General features: G+C 74.1%; 16 protein-coding genes. 6 read left to right on the top strand and 10 right to left on the bottom strand.

Features of this window, described 5'->3' with window-relative positions; genetic code table 11:
• Positions 1–42: 42 nt before the first annotated feature.
• From ACH4SL_RS22120 to ACH4SL_RS22095, 6 genes are read right to left on the bottom strand one after another with little or no spacing between them, the layout of a single operon-like run.
• Positions 43–1,647 (bottom strand): SpoIIE family protein phosphatase, encoded by a 1,605-nt coding sequence (locus ACH4SL_RS22120; RefSeq protein ID WP_398448099.1) that lies wholly within the window; start codon positions 1,645–1,647, stop codon positions 43–45.
• Positions 1,644–3,449 (bottom strand): hybrid sensor histidine kinase/response regulator, encoded by a 1,806-nt coding sequence (locus tag ACH4SL_RS22115; RefSeq protein ID WP_398448097.1) that lies wholly within the window; start codon positions 3,447–3,449, stop codon positions 1,644–1,646. The genes ACH4SL_RS22120 and ACH4SL_RS22115 overlap by 4 nt, the downstream gene beginning before the upstream one ends.
• Positions 3,446–4,498, bottom strand: coding sequence for an ATP-binding SpoIIE family protein phosphatase (locus ACH4SL_RS22110; RefSeq protein WP_398448095.1), 1,053 nt, complete (start codon positions 4,496–4,498; stop codon positions 3,446–3,448). Before ACH4SL_RS22110 ends, ACH4SL_RS22115 begins: the two co-directional genes overlap by 4 nt.
• On the bottom strand, positions 4,486–4,914 hold the full coding sequence (locus ACH4SL_RS22105; protein ID WP_398448093.1) for an anti-sigma regulatory factor: 429 nt from the start codon (positions 4,912–4,914) through the stop codon (positions 4,486–4,488). Before ACH4SL_RS22105 ends, ACH4SL_RS22110 begins: the two co-directional genes overlap by 13 nt.
• Positions 4,911–5,288 (bottom strand): STAS domain-containing protein, encoded by a 378-nt coding sequence (locus tag ACH4SL_RS22100; RefSeq protein ID WP_398448091.1) that lies wholly within the window; start codon positions 5,286–5,288, stop codon positions 4,911–4,913. Before ACH4SL_RS22100 ends, ACH4SL_RS22105 begins: the two co-directional genes overlap by 4 nt.
• Positions 5,285–6,130 carry an STAS domain-containing protein gene (locus ACH4SL_RS22095; RefSeq protein WP_398448089.1) on the bottom strand — a complete coding sequence of 282 codons (846 nt, stop codon included), beginning with the start codon at positions 6,128–6,130 and terminating at the stop codon, positions 5,285–5,287. Before ACH4SL_RS22095 ends, ACH4SL_RS22100 begins: the two co-directional genes overlap by 4 nt.
• A 202-nt stretch (positions 6,131–6,332) precedes the next feature.
• Here ACH4SL_RS22095 and ACH4SL_RS22090 point away from each other — a divergent pair, with 202 nt between their 5' ends.
• The gene (locus ACH4SL_RS22090; RefSeq protein WP_398448087.1) at positions 6,333–6,740 is read left to right on the top strand and encodes an ATP-binding protein; all 408 of its coding nucleotides are present in this window, start codon (positions 6,333–6,335) and stop codon (positions 6,738–6,740) included.
• Positions 6,741–6,790: 50 nt separating this feature from the next.
• Here ACH4SL_RS22090 and ACH4SL_RS22085 read toward each other — a convergent pair whose 3' ends face one another.
• Positions 6,791–7,150 carry an STAS domain-containing protein gene (locus ACH4SL_RS22085; RefSeq protein WP_398448085.1) on the bottom strand — a complete coding sequence of 120 codons (360 nt, stop codon included), beginning with the start codon at positions 7,148–7,150 and terminating at the stop codon, positions 6,791–6,793.
• Between the two features lie 318 nt (positions 7,151–7,468).
• Here ACH4SL_RS22085 and ACH4SL_RS22080 point away from each other — a divergent pair, with 318 nt between their 5' ends.
• Both ACH4SL_RS22080 and ACH4SL_RS22075 read left to right on the top strand, forming a co-directional pair.
• On the top strand, positions 7,469–11,449 hold the full coding sequence (locus ACH4SL_RS22080; RefSeq protein WP_398448747.1) for a SpoIIE family protein phosphatase: 3,981 nt from the start codon (positions 7,469–7,471) through the stop codon (positions 11,447–11,449).
• A complete protein-coding gene (locus ACH4SL_RS22075) occupies positions 11,446–11,778 on the top strand; it encodes an STAS domain-containing protein (RefSeq protein WP_398448083.1) in 333 nt (110 codons plus the stop codon). Before ACH4SL_RS22080 ends, ACH4SL_RS22075 begins: the two co-directional genes overlap by 4 nt.
• 12 nt (positions 11,779–11,790) lie before the next feature.
• Here ACH4SL_RS22075 and ACH4SL_RS22070 read toward each other — a convergent pair whose 3' ends face one another.
• The 3 genes from ACH4SL_RS22070 to ACH4SL_RS22060 all read right to left on the bottom strand — a co-directional run bounded on the left by ACH4SL_RS22070 (position 11,791) and on the right by ACH4SL_RS22060 (position 14,043).
• Positions 11,791–12,753, bottom strand: coding sequence for an anti-sigma factor RsbA family regulatory protein (locus ACH4SL_RS22070; protein ID WP_398448081.1), 963 nt, complete (start codon positions 12,751–12,753; stop codon positions 11,791–11,793).
• A complete protein-coding gene (locus ACH4SL_RS22065) occupies positions 12,750–13,565 on the bottom strand; it encodes an MEDS domain-containing protein (RefSeq protein WP_398448079.1) in 816 nt (271 codons plus the stop codon). Before ACH4SL_RS22065 ends, ACH4SL_RS22070 begins: the two co-directional genes overlap by 4 nt.
• 124 nt (positions 13,566–13,689) lie before the next feature.
• Positions 13,690–14,043 (bottom strand): STAS domain-containing protein, encoded by a 354-nt coding sequence (locus ACH4SL_RS22060; protein ID WP_398448077.1) that lies wholly within the window; start codon positions 14,041–14,043, stop codon positions 13,690–13,692.
• Positions 14,044–14,477: 434 nt separating this feature from the next.
• On the opposite strand from ACH4SL_RS22060, the gene ACH4SL_RS22055 reads away from it, so the two are divergent.
• The 3 genes from ACH4SL_RS22055 (at position 14,478) to ACH4SL_RS22045 (ending at position 19,431) form a co-directional block, all read left to right on the top strand.
• Positions 14,478–16,784 (top strand): RICIN domain-containing protein, encoded by a 2,307-nt coding sequence (locus tag ACH4SL_RS22055; RefSeq protein ID WP_398448075.1) that lies wholly within the window; start codon positions 14,478–14,480, stop codon positions 16,782–16,784.
• 161 nt (positions 16,785–16,945) lie between these two features.
• Positions 16,946–18,169 carry an MFS transporter gene (locus tag ACH4SL_RS22050; RefSeq protein WP_398448073.1) on the top strand — a complete coding sequence of 408 codons (1,224 nt, stop codon included), beginning with the start codon at positions 16,946–16,948 and terminating at the stop codon, positions 18,167–18,169.
• Between the two features lie 116 nt (positions 18,170–18,285).
• Positions 18,286–19,431, top strand: a complete 1,146-nt coding sequence (locus ACH4SL_RS22045; protein WP_398448071.1) for an SGNH/GDSL hydrolase family protein — start codon at positions 18,286–18,288, stop codon at positions 19,429–19,431.
• The last annotated feature ends 15 nt before the right edge of the window (positions 19,432–19,446 follow it).

Genomic DNA, 19,446 nt, shown 5'->3' with positions numbered 1-19,446 from the left:
CGGCCACCCGTGGGAGAACAGGGGCGCCGGCCGGCGCCCGCGTCACAGCAGGCGTGCGGCCATCAGCGCGACGTCGTCCTGGCCGTCCGGCGGGAAGCGCGCGAGCAGCAGCTCGCAGATGTCCTCCGCGTCCTCCGCCGCGTCGCTCAGCACCTCGGCCATCCGCGCCATCGCCTCGTCCAGGTCGCCGCCGCGCCGCTCCAGCAGGCCGTCGGTGACCATGACCAGCTGGGTGCCGGGCCGGACGGGGACGCGGACCGCCGGAGGATGGGGCAGCCCCAGCCCGAGCATGGGGCCGTGGTCGTGCACGAAGAAGGCCTTCTCCCCGGGGTTCCGGACGGCCAGCGGCAGATGCCCGGCGTTGGCGACCTGGACGGCCTGCCCGGACTCCTCCACCAGCGCCACGCACAGCGTCGCGCCCACGGGGGAGTCGACCTGCACCAGCAGCCGGTCCAGATGGGACAGGACGGCGTCGGGGCCGTGGCCCTCCAGGGCGTAGGCGCGCAGGGCGTGCCGGATCTCCCCCATGACCACGGCGGCGTCGAGCGAGTGGCCCGCGACGTCGCCCACGGCGAGCAGCAGGCCGCCGGCGACGGGCAGGGCCTCGTAGAAGTCCCCGCCGATCTCGGCGGTCTGACTGGCCGGCAGGTAGCGTACGGCCAGCTCGGCGAGCGGCGAGGCGGGCAGCGAGGCGGGCAGGAAGGTGCGCTGCAGGACCAGGGCCAGCGCGTGCTCCTCCCGGTAGGAGCGCAGCGCCTCCAGGGACAGCGCGCAGGCGTGCGCCAGCTGGGTCAGCACCTCGTGGTCGTCGTCGCCGAGCGCGTCCTGCGGCAGGACGACACCCGCCGTCGATCCGGTGCCCTTGACCCGCGCCGAGGCCACGGCGAGGGCCCGGGTGCCGCCGGTCAGCGGATCGGTGCCCGCCAGCCGGCCCGCCGGCACCATCTCCAGCCGCACGCCCGCGTCCGCGCGGGACTGCAGCCGCATCACCTCGCGGGCGAACCGCTCCGGCGGCTCCGCGGCCACGGCCGGCTCCGCGCCGTCCTGCGTGCCGATCATCTGCACCAGCCCGTCCTCGGCGGTGCGGACCACCACGAGGGCGTCGGTGCCGAACATCCGCCGCGCACCGCGGGCAGCCCTGGCGGCCAGGTCGGCGACGTCGTCGGCGTGGTAGAAGTCGAGCGTGACGCTGTTGAGCAGGCTGAGCCGGCCCGCAAGGGTCTCCGCCCGCTGCCGGGCCCGGGCGTACCGCAGCACGGCGGCCACGGTGGCCAGCAGCTCGTTGGGGGCGACGGGCTCGGTCAGGTACGCGTCCGCCCCCCGGTTGAGCCCCTGCGCCCGGTCGGTGACGCTGATGGCCGAGGCCGACACATGGATGACCGGCAGCCGCGCCGTCCTGGGGTCGGCCTTGACGAGCTCGCAGACCTCGAAGCCGGTCATGTCGGGCAGCCGTACGTCGATCACGGCGAGTTCCGGCAGGTCCGGGGAGCCGCGCAGCAACTCCAGGGCGGCGGCGCCGTCCTCGGCCTCCACCACCTCGTGCCCCGCGCGGCGCAGATAGGCGCCCAGCACGTAGCGGTTGGTCGGGTTGTCGTCGACGAGCAGGACCGTCGCACCGGCCCCGTCGTCGGCAGGGAACGCGGTCATCCCTGTGCCCCCCTGCCGTCCGCGGGGCGGTGGGCGAGCACCGGCGCGAGCACGTCCGCGAGCCGCGACGCGGACAGATGGGTCTTGCCCAGCACGGCCTGCGCGTGCACGAGGCGGGAGTTCTCCAGGCCCGACGGGTCGTTCGCGGTGAGGACGATCACCGGCACATCGCTCAGCCCGGGGTCGTCGGCCAGCCGCGCCAGCAGCTGGTAGCCGTCGGGCGGCGGCATCGTCAGGTCGAGCAGCACCGCGTCCGGGCGCGTGCGCCGTATCACCGCGACGGCCTCGGAACTGTCGCCGACCTCGACCACCTCCCGGGACAGCTCGGCCAGCACGGGCCGGACCGTGGCGCGGAAGGCGGGATCGTCGTCGACGACGACGACCAGGTCCAGAGGGACGTCAGGCGCGGCCGGGCCGCCGGACGGCGCCGCGGGCCGCGGACCGGCCGGGATCTCGACGACCACCCGGGTCCCCTCACCGGGGGTGCTGTCGAGCATCATCCGGCCACCGAGGAGTTCGGTGAGCCGGCGGGCGTAGGGCAGCCCGAGCCCGGTGCCCGAGTGCGCCCGCTGGTGCGCGCCGCGGACCTGGTAGAACTCCTCGAACACCCGCACCTGCTCCTCGGCGGGAATGCCGATGCCGGTGTCGGTGACGGTCAGGACGCACCACGGCCGCCCCTCGCGCACGATCCGCTCGACCCGCAGGGCGACCTCGCCGCGCGCGGTGAACTTCAGGCTGTTGGACAGGACGTTGCGCAGGATCCGGGTGAGCATCACCTCGTCGGTGAGGACCGGCTCCTGCGGGGTGTCGCCGGGGAAGACCAGGGACACCCCGGGAGCCGCGGTGCCGTGCAGCGTGCCGCGCATCTGGTGCAGCAGCATCCGCAGGTCGACCGGCACCAGTTCGGGCTCCAGCCGCCCCGACTCGGCCTTCGCCACGTCGAGCAGCTCCTCGACCAGGGCCAGCATCGTGCTGCCCGCCGAGGCGATCATCTGGACCTGCTGGGACTGCTCGTCGGTGAGCGGGTCGGCGCCGGGCGTCAGCAGCAGCCGGGACAGGCCCAGGACACCGTTGACCGGGGAGCGCAGCTCGTGGCTCACGTTCGCCCAGAAGCGGGTCTTGGCCTCGTTGAGCAGGCTGAGCTGCCGGGTCTTCTCCTCCAGCTCGGCGTACAGCGCCACCACCCCGCTGTTGGTGGCCTCCAGCTCGCTGGAGAGCTCCGCGTACAGCGCCATGACGCCGCTGTTGGTCTCTTCCAGCTCCTGGTTGAGCCGCTGGAGTTCCTCCTGGTGCGCGCGGGCCTGCTGGAGTGCCGCGAGCAGATCGTGGTTCTGGCTCCGCAGCTCGTCGGCCACGCTCACGCCGCCCAGCCCCATCAGCTCCTTGCGCAGTCCGGCAGCCCGCTCGGCGAGCGGCTGAGTCGTCACCTCCAGCGGCTGCCCGAGAATCACCCGGGGAAACGGGCCCTCGTCCCATTCGCACCGGCTCAGCAGCCGGCGCGCCGCGTCGAGCGCGTCCGCGGGCGGCCGCACCGTGTCCGACCAGCCGAAGACGGCGGCGACCTGCGGAGGTTCGCCCTCGACCAGGGTGAGCCGGCCGGTCAGCCCGCGGGCGCCCAGCAGGCCGCGGCCCACCTCGCCCACCACGGTGGCCAGCCGCACGGTCTCCGCCTCCGTCAGACCCAGCCGCCGGCAGGCCTCCTGGACGTCCCTGCGCAGGGCCAGCATCTCCCGGTCGCTGGTGACGGCCGTCGCGAGCAGGTCGAGGGGGCCTTCACCGGGGGACGCCGCGGCCGTGGTCACGCCGGCACCTTGACGACCACGACGCCGGCGTCGTCGCGCCGGGTGCCGGCCTGCCACAGCAGCTGGGCGGCGACGACCGCCGGTGCCTGCGCGGTCAGCCCGGGGAACTGCGCCGGCTGCCAGCGGCTGTTGAGCCCGTCGGAGTGCAGCACCAGGACCTGGCCCGGTGGCAGCGGCGCGCTGAACGTCTGCAACCGGGGGAAGTTGTGCCCGACGATGCCGGGCACGGACGACAGGGGCTGGCGGGACTCGGCCCCGAGCACGCACGCGGCGGTGTTCCCCACCCCGCACAGCGACACCTGGCGGGCCACCGTATCCACCCGCGCCACCGCGACCGCGGCGCCGCGGGTGCCCCTCAGGCCCGCGTGGACGTCCGCGAGGATCACGGCCGGTTCCGACGCCCGGCTGTTGCGGAACGCCGTCCGCGCCTCGTCGGCCGCCCGCGCCGCCAGCGGGCCGTGCCCCAGCCCGTCGCACATCATCACCAGCAGGTGCGGCGCGCCCTGGGCGTCCCGTTCCTCCCGTACGGCCCAGGTGTCGCCGCACTGCGTCTCGCCGCTGATGGGACGGGTGAGCCCGCTGAACTGCGCGACCGGGGCCGGTCCCGCCGCCTCGCCGGGCGAGGCGGCGAAGCGGGCGTACAGGCAGGTGCCGCGGCCCGGCAGGGTGTGGAGGGCGAACTCGTCCGCGAGCCGGCGGATGGCGCCGAGCCCGACCCCCAGCGTGCCGGTGGTGGACGAGCCGTCGCGCAGCGCCGCGCCGATGTCGGCGATGCCCGGCCCGTTGTCCAGCGCCAGCAGCTCGACGGCGGCCCGGTCGCCGAAGGCGGTGATCCGCAGCGCCAGCGCCCCGTCGTCCGCGTGCTTCTGCAGGTTGGTGGCCGCCTCGGTCACCGCGAGCGCGAGATCGGCGGCGCGGTTGTCGGCGAGCCCCACCCGGCGGGCCAGCCCGGCGGCCTCGCGCCGCCCGGCGGAGGCCAGCCCCTGGTCGACCAGCAGCCACAGCACCTCGCCCGCCTCGGCGGGCGACGTCGCGCTCACCGCGCCCACTTGACGACCACGACGCGGGTGCCCTTGCCCGGTTCCGAGACGAGCTCGAACTCGTCCGCGAGCCGGCGCGCCCCGCTCAGGCCGAGCCCCATGCCCTTGCCCGACGACCAGCCGTCCGTCAGGGCGAGGTCCAGATCCGCGATGCCCGGACCCTCGTCACGGAACGTCACCTTCACCCCTCGCTTGGCACCTCTGCTGACCACGCTCACCCGCATGCTCCCGCCACCGCCGTAGGTCAGGGTGTTGCGCGCCAGCTCGCTCGCCGCGGTGACCAGCTTGGTCTGGTCGACCAGGGAGAGCCGGGCCTGCTGCGCGAGCGCGCGGACCGTCTGCCGCGCCTTGACCACATCGGCGTTGGCGACGATGAGGGATTCTTCTGCCGCCGATTCCTCGACCGGCTCGGCGCCGGAGGTCACCGGCCGACCGAACCCTGGTCCCGGGCCCGGCGCAGCGCGCCGATCCCCTGTTCGAGGTTGAGCGCGGTGCGCACCCCGCCCAGGGACAGTCCCAGTTCCACCAGCGTCATGGCGACCGCGGGCCGCATACCCACGACCACCGTCTCGGCCCCGAGGACCCGGGAGATGGCCGCGATGGTCGCCAGCATCCGGCCGACGAAGGAGTCCACGATCTCCAGCGCCGAGATGTCGATCACCACGCCCTGGGCGCCGGTGTCGACGATCCGCTGCGACAGGTCCTCCTGGAGGTCCATGACCATCTGGTCCTCCAGGTCGACCTGGATGGAGACCAGCAGGTCGTCGCCGATCTTGAGTATCGGTACCCGGTCGATCACGCCTGGCCGCCGATCGCGACCGGGACCCTGGCCTGGTCGATGCGCTGCAGCGCGTGCCGCAGCGCGTCGGCGAGCGTCGCCTTCGTGGTGATGTCGCCGAACTCGATGCCCAGCGCCACGATGGTCTGGGCGATCTGCGGCCGGATGCCCGAGATCGTGCACTCCGCGCCCATCATGCGGGCGGCCACCACGGTCTTGAGCAGGTGCTGCGCGACCTGGGTGTCCACCGAGGGGACGCCGGTGATGTCGACGATCGCGTGGGTGGCGTTCTGGTCGAGCAGCGACTGCAGCAGCTTCTCCATCACCACCTGGGTTCGGGCCGAGTCCAGCGTCCCGACCAGCGGGACACCCACGATGCCGTCCCAGAGCTTGACCACCGGGGTGGACAGCTCCAGCAGCTGTTCTGCCTGGGCGGCGATGATCTCCTCGCGCGCCTTGGCGTGCACCTCGACGGTGTAGAGCCCGAGATCGTCGAGCACCCGCGAGAACTGCAGGTAGGCGACCAGGTCACCGGTGCCGCTGAGCGCCGGTTCGAGCACCTCCTTGAGCGCGAAGAGGCTGATCGCGGTCTCGGTCGGGGTGAAGCCCTGGCGGGCGCGGTTGCGCGACAGCTCGCTCAGCAGGCTGCGCACCTCGCCGTACTCCTCGCCCCTGGTGGCCGTGCCGCCGTGCCGCAAGGCGCCGAGCAGGGCCTGGTACAGCTCGCCGAGGTCCTGCTGGACCTCGGCGGGCGTGAGCCGGCCGGCCAGCGACGACGTGACGGTGCGTATCCACCGCTCCACGAAATCGCTCTGCCCGTCCGTCAGGAGGTCCAGCAGCCGGTCCGACCTGTCCTGCGCCATCGCGCACCTCTTTTCTGACTCGCCTCGTCCGAGGGGGAGACTACGGCACGACCTGCCGCTACCCGGAGGCAGCGCGGAACGGGCCCGTGTAACCAGGGCCCGTACAGGGAAGTCGAGCATCCATGACCCCTGAGCGGCAGGGGTCGCACGAAACGAGCCGTTTCTGCAACCGTCCGTCGCACCGACCCGATCGGGGCCACACATGTCAGCTCATCCCTTCGTTCTGGCCGAGGCCCAGGTCAGCGCTGCCGAGCACCCCGCGGCGGCGGCGCGCCGGACCGTGGCCAGGGTGCTGGACCACGTCCCCGGCCACACCGAACGCGCCAGGGGCGACGCCGAGCTGGTCGTGTCCGAGCTGGTGAGCAACGCGGTACGGCACGGCGGTGGCCTGGTCGCGCTCCGGGTCGGTGTCACACAGGACGGGTCCGGCCTGTGGCTGGAGGTCGAGGACACCAGCCGGCAGCGGCCGCAGGCGCGCAGGGCGCTGCGTGAGGACGCCGCACAGGGGGGAGGGTTCGGCTGGCCGATCGTGCTGCGGCTGGCCACCTCGGTCCACGCGGAGGACGTGCCCGGCGGCAAGCGGATCCGCGTCGTGCTTCCGGTCGCCTGACCGCACGCGCCCCCTGCCGTACCCGCGGCCGGGGCCGGTCCGCACGCCGTTCAGAGGGCTTTCACGGCCTCGTCGACGGTGGGGTAGGAGGAGAAGACCGCGTGCAGCCCGGCGATGGCGAAGACCCGCCGGAGGCTGTCACCGAGGCCCGCGAGCGCGAGCGGCGAGCCCGCCTTCCCGGCCTGCTGGGAGGCGGTGACGAGCACGGTGATACCCGTGGAGTCGCAGTACTGGACGCCGGTGAGGTCGATCACCACGCCCGCCGGTGTGAAGTGCGTGTCGCGGATCACGTCACGCAGGTCGGCGGAGTTGGAGAAGTCCAGCTCGCCCGCGACGGTGATCAGGACCGGACCCGCGGGGTGCGGCCCCGCGGTGACGGTCAGGACGGGATCAGGATCGGGATCGCTCACGGTTCCTCCTCCTGGCGACTGCTGTCCCGTGCGGCGCCGTTCACGCGTCCGGCGGCCGGTCCGTTTGGTTTCCGATCAGCGGGCAGAGACACATCGTAGGGGAGACGAGCCGGGAGAGGGGCGGACGTGGCAGCTCAGGAGGGGGCGGAGGACGGGCGGCCGGACGGCGGCCGGGACGGCGGCGTGCTCGCCGGGGACGACGAGATCCGCCGGGACCTCGCCGCCGTCGACTGGGAGTCGACACCGCTGGGACCGCCGCGGACCTGGGGGCAGAGCCTGCGCACCGCCGTCGACATCCTGCTGTCCTCGCGCTTCCCGATGTGGATGGCGTGGGGCCCGGAACTGACCTTCTTCTGCAACGCCGCCTACCGCCGCGACACCCTCGGCAGCAAGTACCCCTGGGCGCTGGGACGTCCGGCGAACGAGGTGTGGGCGGAGGTCTGGGACGACGTCAGCCTCCGCGTCTCCGGCGTCCTCGGCACCGGGAAGGCCACCTGGGACGAGGCGCTGCTGCTCGTGCTGGAGCGCTCGGGCTACCCCGAGGAGACCTATCACACCTTCTCCTACAGCCCGCTCCGCGACGGCGACGCGGTCGTCGGCATGCTGTGCGTGGTGCGGGAGGACACCGAGCGCGTCATCGCCGAGCGCCGGATGGCCACGCTGCGGGACCTGGGGTCCGATCCGGGTGTGGCGCGTACCGAGGAGCAGGCGCTCGCCTTCGCCGCCCGGCAACTCGCGCGCAACACCCGCGACCTGCCCTTCACCCTGACCTACCTGTTCGACGAGGACGGCGGCGCCCGGCTGGCCGGCACGACCGGCATCGCCGCGGGGCATCCGGCGGCGCCCGCCCGGCTGCCGGGCGGCGCCGAGGACCCCGCGGCCGTGTGGCCGGCCGGCGAGCCGGCGGCCTCCCGCCGCGCGGTCGTGGCCCTGGACGGGCCGGCCTTCGCCGGCCTGCCGACCGGCGGCTGGCCCTCCCCGCCCGACCGGGCGCTGGTCGTCCCGCTGCTGCGGCAGGGCGGCGCGCCCTACGGCTTCCTGGTCGCCGGGCTGAACCCCTACCGGCGGCCGGACGAGGCCACCCGCGCCTTCGTGGAACTGGTCGCGTCCCACCTGGCGGCCGTCATCGCGAGCGCCCGCAGCTACCGCGAACAGGCCCGGCGGGCCGAGGAACTGGCCGAACTGGACCGCGTCAAGACCGCGTTCTTCTCCAACGTCAGCCACGAGTTCCGCACCCCGCTGGCCCTGATCATGGGACCCGCCGAGGAACTGCGGGCCCGGCTGGCGCAGGCCGCCCCGGAGCTGCGCGAGGAGGTCGAGGTGATCCGCCGCAATGGGCTGCGCCTCGGCAGGCTCGTCAACACCCTGCTGGACTTCTCCCGCATCGAGGCCGGACGGCTGCAGGCCCGCTACGAGGCCGCCGACCTGGCCGCGCTCACCGCCGAACTGGCCGGCGTCTTCCGCTCGGCCGTCGAGCGGGCGGGACTGACCTTCGAGGTGGACTGCCGCGCGCTGCCGCAACCGGTCTTCCTGGACCGCGCCATGTGGGAGAAGGTGGTCCTCAACCTGCTCAGCAACGCGCTGAAGTTCACCTTCGACGGCGGCATCCGGATCACCGTGCGGGACGGGGCCAGCGACGGGGACGGGGACGGCGAGGCGGTGGTCACCGTCGCCGACACGGGCACCGGACTGCCCGAGCGGGAGATCCCCCGGCTCTTCGAGCGCTTCCACCGGAGGGAGAACGCCCGCTCACGGTCGGGCGAGGGCAGCGGTATCGGACTGGCGCTGGTGCGGGAGCTGGTCGGCCTGCACGGCGGCACGATCGGCGCCACCAGCGTGGAGGGCGAGGGCACCACCTTCACCGTCCGGATGCCCTACGGGCACGCGCACCTGCCGGCGGACGCGGTGGCCGAGGATGACGGCGCGCGCCCGGCCGGGTCCGCCGCCGAGCCCTACGTGCAGGAAGCCCTGCGCTGGCTGCCCGCCCCGGAGGCGGCCGACGGGCCCGTGCCCCCGCCCGGCGCGGTGCGCGGCGGGCCCGTCGACGTCGTGGTGGCCGACGACAACGCCGACATGCGCGAGTACCTGACCCGGCTGCTGCGGGGCGCCGGACACCGGGTCCGTACGGCCGCCGACGGCCGGGCGGCGCTGGAGGAGGTGCGCTCCCGCGCGCCCGACCTGCTGGTCGCCGACGTGATGATGCCGGTGATGGACGGTCTGCGGATGGTGGCGACACTGCGCGCCGGGCCGCGCACGTCGGGCGTTCCGGTCCTGCTGCTGTCCGCGCGGGCCGGGCAGGAGGCGTCCGTCGAAGGCCTGGAGGCCGGGGCGGACGACTACCTCGTCAAGCCGTTCTCCGCCGCCGAGTTCCTGGCCCGGGTGCGGGCGAACGTCGAACTCGCCCGGCTGCGCACCCGGCACGCCCGATGGCGCACCGCGCTCACGGACTCGATGCAGGACGCCTTCTTCGTGTGCGACAAGGACGGCGCCGTGGTCGAGATCAACCCGGCCTTCGCGGACCTGCTCGGATACGGGCCCGAGGGACTGCCGTACCCCCCGGGGCACCCCTGGTGGCCGGACGCCGGTACGGACCCCGAGGACCACCGGCAGGTGGCCGCGGCCTTCACCGGCGCCGCGGACGGGGCAGGCGGCGCCCGCGTCCTGCCGCTGCGCCACCGCGACGGCCGCCGGCTGTGGGTGTCGGCGGGCCTCGCCCGGGTCCAGGACCCGGACAGCGGCGACCGGGTGCTGGTCGGCACCCTCCGCGACATCACCGCCGAGCGGTACGCCATCCGGCGCGAGACGGCGGTGGCGGCGCTGACCGCGGGGCTGTCCCGCGCCGACAGCACGGCGGAGTCGCTGGACGGCGCCCTCAAGGAGCTGGCCGGCCTGTGGCGGGCCCGCCACGGGCTCGCGGTGCTCTTCCCCGGCGGCGGCCGGCCCGTCACCGCGGCGATCGGCCCGGCCCCGGAGTGGGACGGGCTCGCGTCCGGGCAGCAGGCCGTTCTCTCCGCCCTGCGCGACGGCCCGTCGCTGACCCCGTCCGCCGGGGGCGGGGGAGTCGGCGTCCGGCTGGAGCACCCGCGCGGCCCGCTGGTGCTGTGGCTCGACCTCGGCGAGCACCGGCCGTTCACCGACCAGGACGCCACCTTGCTGTCCCTGCTGGCCGGGCACCTGGCGCAGGGCCTGTCCCGCGCCCACCGGACCGACCAGCAGCGGGCGACGGCCCTGGCGCTCCAGCGCGCCATCCTGGGGCCGTCGGAACTGCCCGAGGGCTTCGCCGTGCGGTACGAGCCCGCGGCCCGCCCGCTGGAGGTCGGCGGCGACTGGTACGACACGGTCGCGCTGTCCGACGGGCGTATCGGCATCGTGGTGGGGGACTGCGTCGGCCGCGGCCTGCGGGCCGCCGCGGTCATGGGCCAGCTGCGCAGCGCGTGCCGCGCGCTGCTGCTCCAGGACCCGCGCCCGGACCGGGTGCTGCTCGCGCTCGACCGCTTCGCCGCCGACCTCCCGGGGGCGATGTGCACCACCGTCTTCTGCGGCGTCCTCGATCCCGCGAGCGGCGAGCTGGCGTACTCCAGCGCCGGCCACCCGCCCGGGGTGCTGGTCCACCCCGACGGCGGTGTCCGGCTGCTCGACGAGGGGCGCTCCACCCCGCTGGCGGTCCGGCACCCCACCGGCTCCCGCCCCTGCGCACACGACCGGGTGCCGCCGCACGCGACCTTGCTGCTCTACACCGACGGCCTGGTCGAGCGCCGCCGCCACCCGCTGACCGAGGGCATCGACCGCGCGGGGTCGGCGGTGCGCGAGGGGCGGCACATCGGCGTGGAGGACCTCGCGGCACGCCTCATGGACCGCATGGCCCCGCCCGGCGGCTACGACGACGACGTCGCGCTGCTGCTCTACCGGCACCCGGCGCCGCTCAACGTGGCCTTCCCCGCCGAGGCGGCACAGCTCGCCCCCGTGCGCCGGGCGCTGCGCAACTGGCTGAACCAGTGCGCGCTGCCGCCGCAGACGGTGCAGAACGTCCTGGTGGCCGTGGGCGAGGCGTGCGCCAACGCCGTCGAGCACGGCCACCGCGACAGCCCAGGGGACACCGTCCGCCTGCGGGCGGAGGCGCGGCCCGACGCCATGCACCTGACGGTGTCCGACACCGGCGGGTGGCGGACACCCCGTCCCGACACCGACATCGACCGCGGCCGGGGATTCACCCTCATGCGGGCGCTGATGCAGAACGTCACCGTCACGTCCGACGCCGGCGGCACCACCGTCGCCCTGCACACGAGGATCAGCCGATGACCACGCCCTTGAGCCTCACCTTCAGCAGACGTCCGGACGGCGCCGTCGTGCTGGCCGCCGCGGGGGAGGTGGACCTCAGCAACAGCGCCGAGCTGGCCGCGGCCGCCGACCGGGCCCTGGACGGCGGCGGCCCGCTGGTCGTCGACCTGAGCGCGGTGGAATACCTCGACAGCGCCGGGCTCAACGAACTCCTCGTCCGGGCCGACCGCATCGAGATCGTCGCCGCCTCGCTGCTCGGCCCGGTGCTGACCATCTGCGGTCTCACCGAGCTGACGACGGTCCACGGCCTCGAACCGCCGCCGGCGACCGCGGACGGCGGGCCGTCCTGACGCCGCAGGGCGTCAGTACACCGCCATCGTCAGCCGGACGGTGGTGCCGTCCTGCGGGGTCGAGCGGATCTGCACCAGGTCGCAGAGCTGGTGGACCAGCCACAGGCCCCGGCCGCCGCTCTGGGCGGGGCTCGGGCGCGAGCGGCCCACGAGGGGGTCGCTGATGTGGCCCGCGTCGTGGAATTCGCAGAGCAGCAGGTGGCCGTCCGCCCAGGTGCGCAGGGTGCCGGAACCGCCGCCGTGCCGGACGGAGTTGGCGGCCACCTCCGTCGCGGCCACCAGCAGCTCCTGCAGCCGCGTACCCCCCAGCCCGTGGCGCTCGGCGCAGTCCGCCACCGCGCCCCGCACCTTCGCGAGGTCACCGGCCCCGTAGGCCAGGCTCCGGTCGGGGCCGCAGGCGGGGGCCAGGTCGTCGAAGCGGAAGGGCTCGTCGGAGAAGGCGGGGTTGCGGCCGTGCGAGCCGTCGGCGAGCTGGAAGGGGTGGCACAGGCGCGCGGAGTCCAGGACGGCGGCCTCGACCGTGGTGACGTCGTAGGGACACAGCAGCCACCACGCCGGCGAGGTCGCGAAGGTCAGGTTCAGCAGCCACTCGTGGTAGCGCAGCTCGCCGCGCTCCGCCGGGGTCGCCGCGTCCCACGGCGACTCGCTGATCCCGCGCACCGGCAGGCCGTCGCCGACGCTCTTGGCGATCCAGTCGTGCCAGGCGGGGATGAGGCGCCCGGGGTTGCGGCCCAGCGCGCCGGTGTCCACGAAGGACACCTGGCGTCCCGCGCTGTCACCGTCGAGGGCGTCGCGCAGCATGCGCCGCTTGTCGTCGCCCACCGCGATGAGCACCGTCTCGTCGGCGGCCAGCGCGTCCCGGACGAAGGACACCGCCCCCTGGAGGAAGCCGGAGTCGCCCTTGTACGCGTAGAGCTCGTGGCGGAATGCGGGCGACGCGGCGTCGTCCGGCCCGGCGGTACGCGGCGTGGTCACGGCACCAGCTCCGCGGGGACGGCGGGATCGTCGTAGCCGAGCAGCTCCCAGCACCTTCGCACGGTGGGGTTGGCGCGTTCGAGCACCACCCTGCGGCCGGGGAGCGCGGCGGCCGCCTCGGCGAGCGCCCGCATGCCCACGGCGTCCATGAGCTGCAGCCCGTCGCAGCGCAGCCGCAGCGTGGCCAGCGTCCGCAGCAGTCCGGTGACCGCGACGCGGAAGGCGCCCGCGCCGTCCGCGTCGACCACGCCGCTGACGCTCCAGCAGTCCGCCGCCTGGCTGAACATCTGGAAGGAGGGCGTCTGCACGGGGGCGCCCGCGAAATGGGGATGCACGCTCGCCGCCTGTTCCAGCACCTCGGGTGCAAATCCAGGACTCGCGTAGGCACAGACCACCATGGCCTCGGTGGCGCCGGTGAGGGCGTCCAGCCGCAGCTCGTGGTCGGCCACCTGCTCGGCAGTGATGTCGGCAGGCCAGACGCGGTCCATCTGGGCCAGCACCCGCAGGGCCCGGAAGCCCTGCCGGTCTGCCGTCTCCGCTTCCTGCCGCACCAGTGACACCAGTGCGTCTGCGTCCCAGCCTACGCCTGTGCGACCTGCGGCGGGATCCACCAGCAGCCCGTGCGGGGCGCGGAACTCCCGCCACGCCGGCGTCGACGGCCCCACGACCATGATCTTGTCGCCGAGGTTCCTGCCGTCGGACAGGTATCCGCGCGCGGCGCGCCGGAGGTCACCGGGCCGCGTCACCACCCAGCAGACGTGGTCGCCGATGTCCACCGGGCCGAGGGTCGCCACACTGCGAGCGATCCTCACACAGCCCTCCCGGCTCGAACCTGGCGCGTCTTCACCGACCAGTCTGTCACCTCGCGCCGACCGCGCGGCAACGGCACCCCGCCGCACCTGCCACACCCGCCGCACCCGCCGGGCCGCGGCCCGGCTACGGCTCGGGCTCGGGATCGGACGTCGGGGCGATCACGTCCTCGTAGGAGGCGAACACCGCCCCGGCCCCGGTGAGCTCCAGCAGCCGCGCCACCGCGGCGCTGACGTGGACCAGGGCGGTCGGCCGCCTGGACGCGGTGCGCACCAGATGGTTGAGCAGCGCCGAGTCGCAGAAGGAGACCAGCGCGAGGTCGAACACGACCGGGCCCGGGAAGGCGGCCAGCACCTGCCGGGTGACCTGCTGCACGACACCCAGCCCGTCCATGTCGAAGTCGCCCTGCAGGGCGATCATCCACACCTGTCCGAACTGCTCGGAGTAGTAGACGCCGGCTTCCACGTCCTCGCCCTCCACGGACGCCGCCCCCTCTCCCGACCGGACTGCCCGGCCACGGCCGACCGGCCGCGAACGTAGAGCAGAGAGTGCCAGGTCGGGGACCGGATCCGCCACTCCGCCGACTCCGCCGGTCGGCCGCGAAGCCCAAGGCTTGAAGTACGGGAAAGCGATGAAACAAAATGAAAACGATGCGGCGCCCCGCCCGTGAGCCGCCCGCTTCCCCCGATCTGAAGGCCCGGAGTGCGCCGCTCACGCAAGGACGGGTGAAACAAAACACTGTAACAAAAAGCGGTGGAACTCCTGTCCTTCGCCCCCTTGACCCGGGCCATGGGCTGCTCCACAGTCTGTTTGCTGAAGGCAACACGGCGTCAACGCAGCTGTTGGCGACAACTTTTGAACCGTCGCAGGTTGTCGCAACCCCCCACCCGTTCCGACCTTCAGCAGGAGAACCCATGGATGTACGACGCATACGCGGCCTGCGGTCCCGCGCCCGCGCACAGGCCCGCCCTCGGTCCGGGCGCCGGCGCCCCGCCACCGTGGCCGCCGGCGCCGCCGCTGCCGTCGCGCTGCTCGCCCCCGCCGTACTGGGCGCCGTGAACCCGGCCCCGGCCGCCGCGGCCGGCACGGCGGTGCAGGTGTACCTCAGCTCGGAGTCCACCGCGCCGGGGTACGGCCCCAGCAGCGGGAACTGGTTCACCGACCCCGCCACGGGCCTGGCCGCGACGCCGTACCAGCTGTCGAGGCAGCCGGACCTGAGCGTCACGGCGGCCTCGGGCTCGGCGACCATCACGGCCGACACCGGCACGCGCTACCAGTCCGTGCTGGGCGTGGGCTCCTCGCTGGAGGAGTCGACGATCTACAACCTGTCCCGGATGAGCCCCGCCGCCCGCACCGCCGCGCTGCACAAGCTCGTCGACCCGGTGGGCGGCGCGGGCTTCAACGTCGCCCGCATCCCGCTGGGCACCAGCGACTTCACCTCGCGGCAGTTCTACACCTACGACGACGGCGCCGCCGATCCCGGTCTGTCGCGGTTCTCCATCCAGAAGGACATCGACTACCACATCATCTCCGTGCTCAAAGAGGCGAAGGCGATCAACCCGGACCTGCTGCTGTTCGGCAGCGTGTGGAGCCCGCCGGCGTGGATGAAGGCCAACAACAGCCTGATCGGCGGCACCCTCCCCGACGCCAACATCCCGGTTCTTGCGGCCTATCTGCGCAAGGCCGTCACCGCCTACGCGGGCCAGGGGCTGCCGCTGTACGCGGTGACGATGCAGAACGAACCGCTCTTCTCGCCGCCGGACTACCCCGGCATGACGCTGACCGCCGACCAGGAGCGCCGGATCGCCACCGCCCTGCGCGGTGAGCTGGACGCCAACGGGGCGTCCGGCACCAGGATCTGGGCGTTCGACCACAACTTCTCCGACGGGGTGAACTACAGCGCGGGAGTCCTCGGGAGCCCGGGCTCGCCCAGCGACGCCTTCTCCGCGGTGGACGGTGTCGCCTTCCACGACTACGGCGGCGACCCGTCGGCCATGTCGCAGGTGAAGGCGGCCTACCCGGCCAAGGACGTCGCGATGACCGAGCGCGCGGTGTGGGGCACCTCCGGCGCGGACCGCATCGTCCAGTACTTCCGCAACCAGTCGATCATGTACGAGGACTGGGTCACGATGCTCGACCAGAACCGCGGCCCCGAGCAGTGGTCCGGGTCGCCCGACCCCAGCATGCTCATCCAGTCACCGGGCAGCCCCGACACGTACTGGGCGCTGCCGGACTACTACATCATCGCCCAGTTCTCCAAGTTCGTCGCCCGCGGCGCGACCCGGGTGGCCACGAACAACGGCGGCAGCGGCAGCGTCACCAACGTCGCCTTCCTCAACCCCGACGGCACCCTGGTGACCGTCGTCGTCAACCAGACCGGCTCCGCGCAGCCGGTCACGCTCCGGGCCGGCGGCCAGCAGGTCAGCGCCACCCTGCCCGCCAAGACCGTGGGCACCTACCTGTGGCCCGCCGGGTCCGGCGGCGGCACCGACACCGCGGCCCCGACCGCCCCCACGGGGCTGACCGCGACAGCGTCGGGCACCACCGTGTCGCTGAACTGGTCCGCCTCGACCGACAACGTCGGTGTGACGGGCTATCAGATCCTCCGCAACGGCACGCAGGTCGGCACCGCGACGGGGACCTCGTACACCGACACCGGCCTCGGCGCCTCGACCGGCTACTCCTACACCGTCAGGGCGGTCGACGCGGCGGGGAACGCCTCGGCGGCGTCGAACACCGCGACGGTCACCACGGGTGCGGGCGGCAGCGGCGGCCCGGTGGACCCGTCGAAGTGGTACACGGTGAAGAACACCAACAGCGGCAAGTGCGTGGACGACACCGACGGTTCGACGGCGAACGGCGCCTTCGTCCAGCAGTGGTCCTGCCAGGCCGGCAGCGCCAACCAGCAGTGGCAGTTCCAGCCCACGGACAGCGGCTACTACAAGGTCGTCGGCCGCAGGTCGGCCACGGCCGCGTGGGACGTGACCGGCGGGGCGGGCGCCGGCAGCGGCGCGAAGATCCAGCTGTGGGCCTACGGGGCCGGTACGAACCAGCAGTGGAAGCCGGTCGCCGGGGCCAACGGGACGTACACCTTCACCCCGCGCAGCAACACCGCCCAGTGCCTCGACGTCACCGACGTCTCCACCGCGGACGGCGCCCGCCTCCAGCAGTGGACCTGCACCGGCGGCGCGGCCCAGTCCTTCACCCTCACCGCCCAGTGAGCGCCGGGCGGGCCGCCCCCGACCGGGCGGCCCGCCCCCCGAAGCGGTGTCCGGCGCGAGCCCCTGCCGTTGGTGTCGGAAACCCGCCGGAGACCTGGCTCCGCCCCTGCTCTACTGAAGATCACATCCCGTGTGGTCCTCAGCAGAACAGGGGCGGAGCCATGCCCACAGCAACATCCCCTCGCGTCGAACGGTCCGGCACGCCCGCCCGCTCCCGGCTGGTGTCCTGGCTGGCGGTGATGTCCGTGACGGCGGGAATCTTTGCCGTCGTCACCACGGAGATCCTGCCGATCGGCCTGCTGACCCCGATCGGCTCGACCTTCACCGTCTCCGACGGAACGGCCGGACTGATGATGACCATGCCGGGGCTCCTCGCCGCCGTCTCGGCGCCCCTGGTCACCGCGGCCACCGCCCGCGTCGACCGCAGGCTGATGCTGGCGGCCTTCATGGCGCTGCTGGCGCTCGCGAACCTCACCGCCGCCCTCGCGCCGGCCTACTGGGTGATCCTGTCCTCCCGCGTCCTGGTCGGCGTCGTCATCGGCGGCTTCTGGTCGATCAGCGCGGGACTCGCGGGCCGCCTGGTGCCCGCCGGGTCGGTGCCCCGCGCGACGGCCGTCATCTTCTCCGCCGTGCCGCTCGGCTCGGTGCTCGGTGTCCCGGCGGGCACCTTCCTCGGCGACATCGCCGGCTGGCGCAGCGCCTTCCTCGCGATGGGCCTGCTCACCCTCGGCGTGCTCGCCCTGCTGCTCGCGGTCGTCCCGCCGCTGCCCGCGTACGAGGCGACCCGCCTCGACGTCCTCGGCGGCATGCTGCGCGGCGTCGGCACGAGGTTCGCCCTGCTGATGACCTTCCTCGTGGTACTCGCCCACTTCGGGACGTACACCTACGTGACGCCGTTCCTGACGGACGTGACGCACGCCGGCTCCGGTCTGGTCACCGTCTACCTGCTCGTCTACGGCGCGGCGGGTGTCGCCGGGAATTTCGCCGGCGGAGCGGTGGCCGCCCGCCACCCGAGGGCCGCCTTCGCCGCGGCGGCCTCGGCGATCGCCGCCGCCACGCTGCTGCTCCCGACCGCCGGGAGGAGCGACCTCGGGGCGGTGGCGATGCTGGTCGTGTGGGGGGCCGCCTACGGGGCCGTGCCCGTGTGCTCGCAGACCTGGTTCGCCAGGGCCGCACCGGACTCGCCCGAGGCGTCCTCCGTCCTGTTCACCGCCTCGTTCCAGGCGACCATCTCCGTCGGGGCGCTCGTCGGCGGCGTGGTCGTCGACCGTTCCTCGCCGTCGGCGGTCATGACGCTGGGCGGTGCGACCGCGGCCCTGGCGGTGCTGGTCGCCTGGGCCCACCACGCCCGCAAGGGCGCGTGGGCGGACCCGGTCCGCTGCTGAGCCGCCGCACACCGCCCACCTCCCGGCGGAAGAGGCGGGGCCGCGCGCGGGGTAGAACGACTACGTAACGTCGCATTCCGGGTACGCACGGCAACTGATCATCGAGGAGGGACCACGTGTTCCGCAGCAGCATGCCCCGACCCGCGGCGGGCGCACAGGAGCGGCCCGCCCACCGCTCCGCGCCGGCCAGGACCTTCATCCGCCGCACGGTGCCGCTGGCGCTGGCCGCCGTGGTGTCCGCCGCCGCCGTGCCCGCCACGGCGGGGGCGGCGCCGCGGAACGCCCGGTGGGCGGCGCTCGGCGACTCGTACACGGCGGGCATCTTCGTCGGCGACCCGAGCCCGGCGCTGGGCAGCCCGGACCGGGACGGCTGCGACCGCACGACCGGCTCCTACCCGCACCTCGTCGCGGACGCGCTCGCGGCCCACCCGCCCGGGGGCCGGCGGGTGACCCTGAGCGACGCCAGCTGCAGCGGCGCCACGGTCACCGACGTCACCACCACCCGGCAGACCCCCATCAGCCCCGTACAGCCCCCGGCCGGCGGCTGGCCCAGTGTGCCCCCGCAGATCGACCGCGCCGGCCTGGACGCCGGCACCGACGTGGTCACCATCGGCGCGGGCACCAACAGCCTGTCCCTGGGCCCGATGTTCCTCGCCTGCCTCGTCGTCGGTCTCGGCCGGCCGGACGACGCCACGCCCTGCCGCGACGCCTTCGAGAGCGGTGACCCGGCCCTCGCCCCGGAGCCGATCGAGGCCACGTACGGCCGGGTCGCCCAGGAGTACGCCGCCATGCTGGCCACCGTGCGCCGCAGGTCGCCCCACGCCGCGGTCGTCACGATCGGCTACCCGACGATCTTCCCCGCGGATGCCTCCGGCTGCGACCGGCAGGACACCACCGAACTGGCCGCCCGCATCAGCGGCCTCGGCCTGGCCTCCGTCACGCACGGGGACATCACCTGGCTGCACGACGTGACCGCCCGCCTCAACCGGATCATCCGGGCCGTCACGGAGCTGAGCGGCGACACCTACCTCGACACCGCCGCCCCCAGCGTCGGCCACGACGTGTGCCGGCCCGCGGCGAAGAGGTGGGTGGAGGGCGTCTGCGGCACTGCCGGGCCCTACTGGCCGAACGAACTCACCGCGGGCGCTTTCACCCTGACGTGCTCCGGCGACCGGCGCGCCACGTATGTGCACCCCGACGCCGCCTTCCACGCCGCTGTCGCCGCCCGGGTCGAGGCCGCCGTCCGCGCGGCGCTGACCTGACCGGCGAAGGCCCGG

This window comes from Streptomyces sp. NPDC021020, assembly GCF_044333285.1.
Taxonomy (GTDB): Bacteria; Actinomycetota; Actinomycetes; order Streptomycetales; family Streptomycetaceae; genus Actinacidiphila.
The sequence above is the reverse complement of the archived record's forward strand: the minus strand, read 5'-3'. Positions and strand labels throughout refer to the sequence as shown.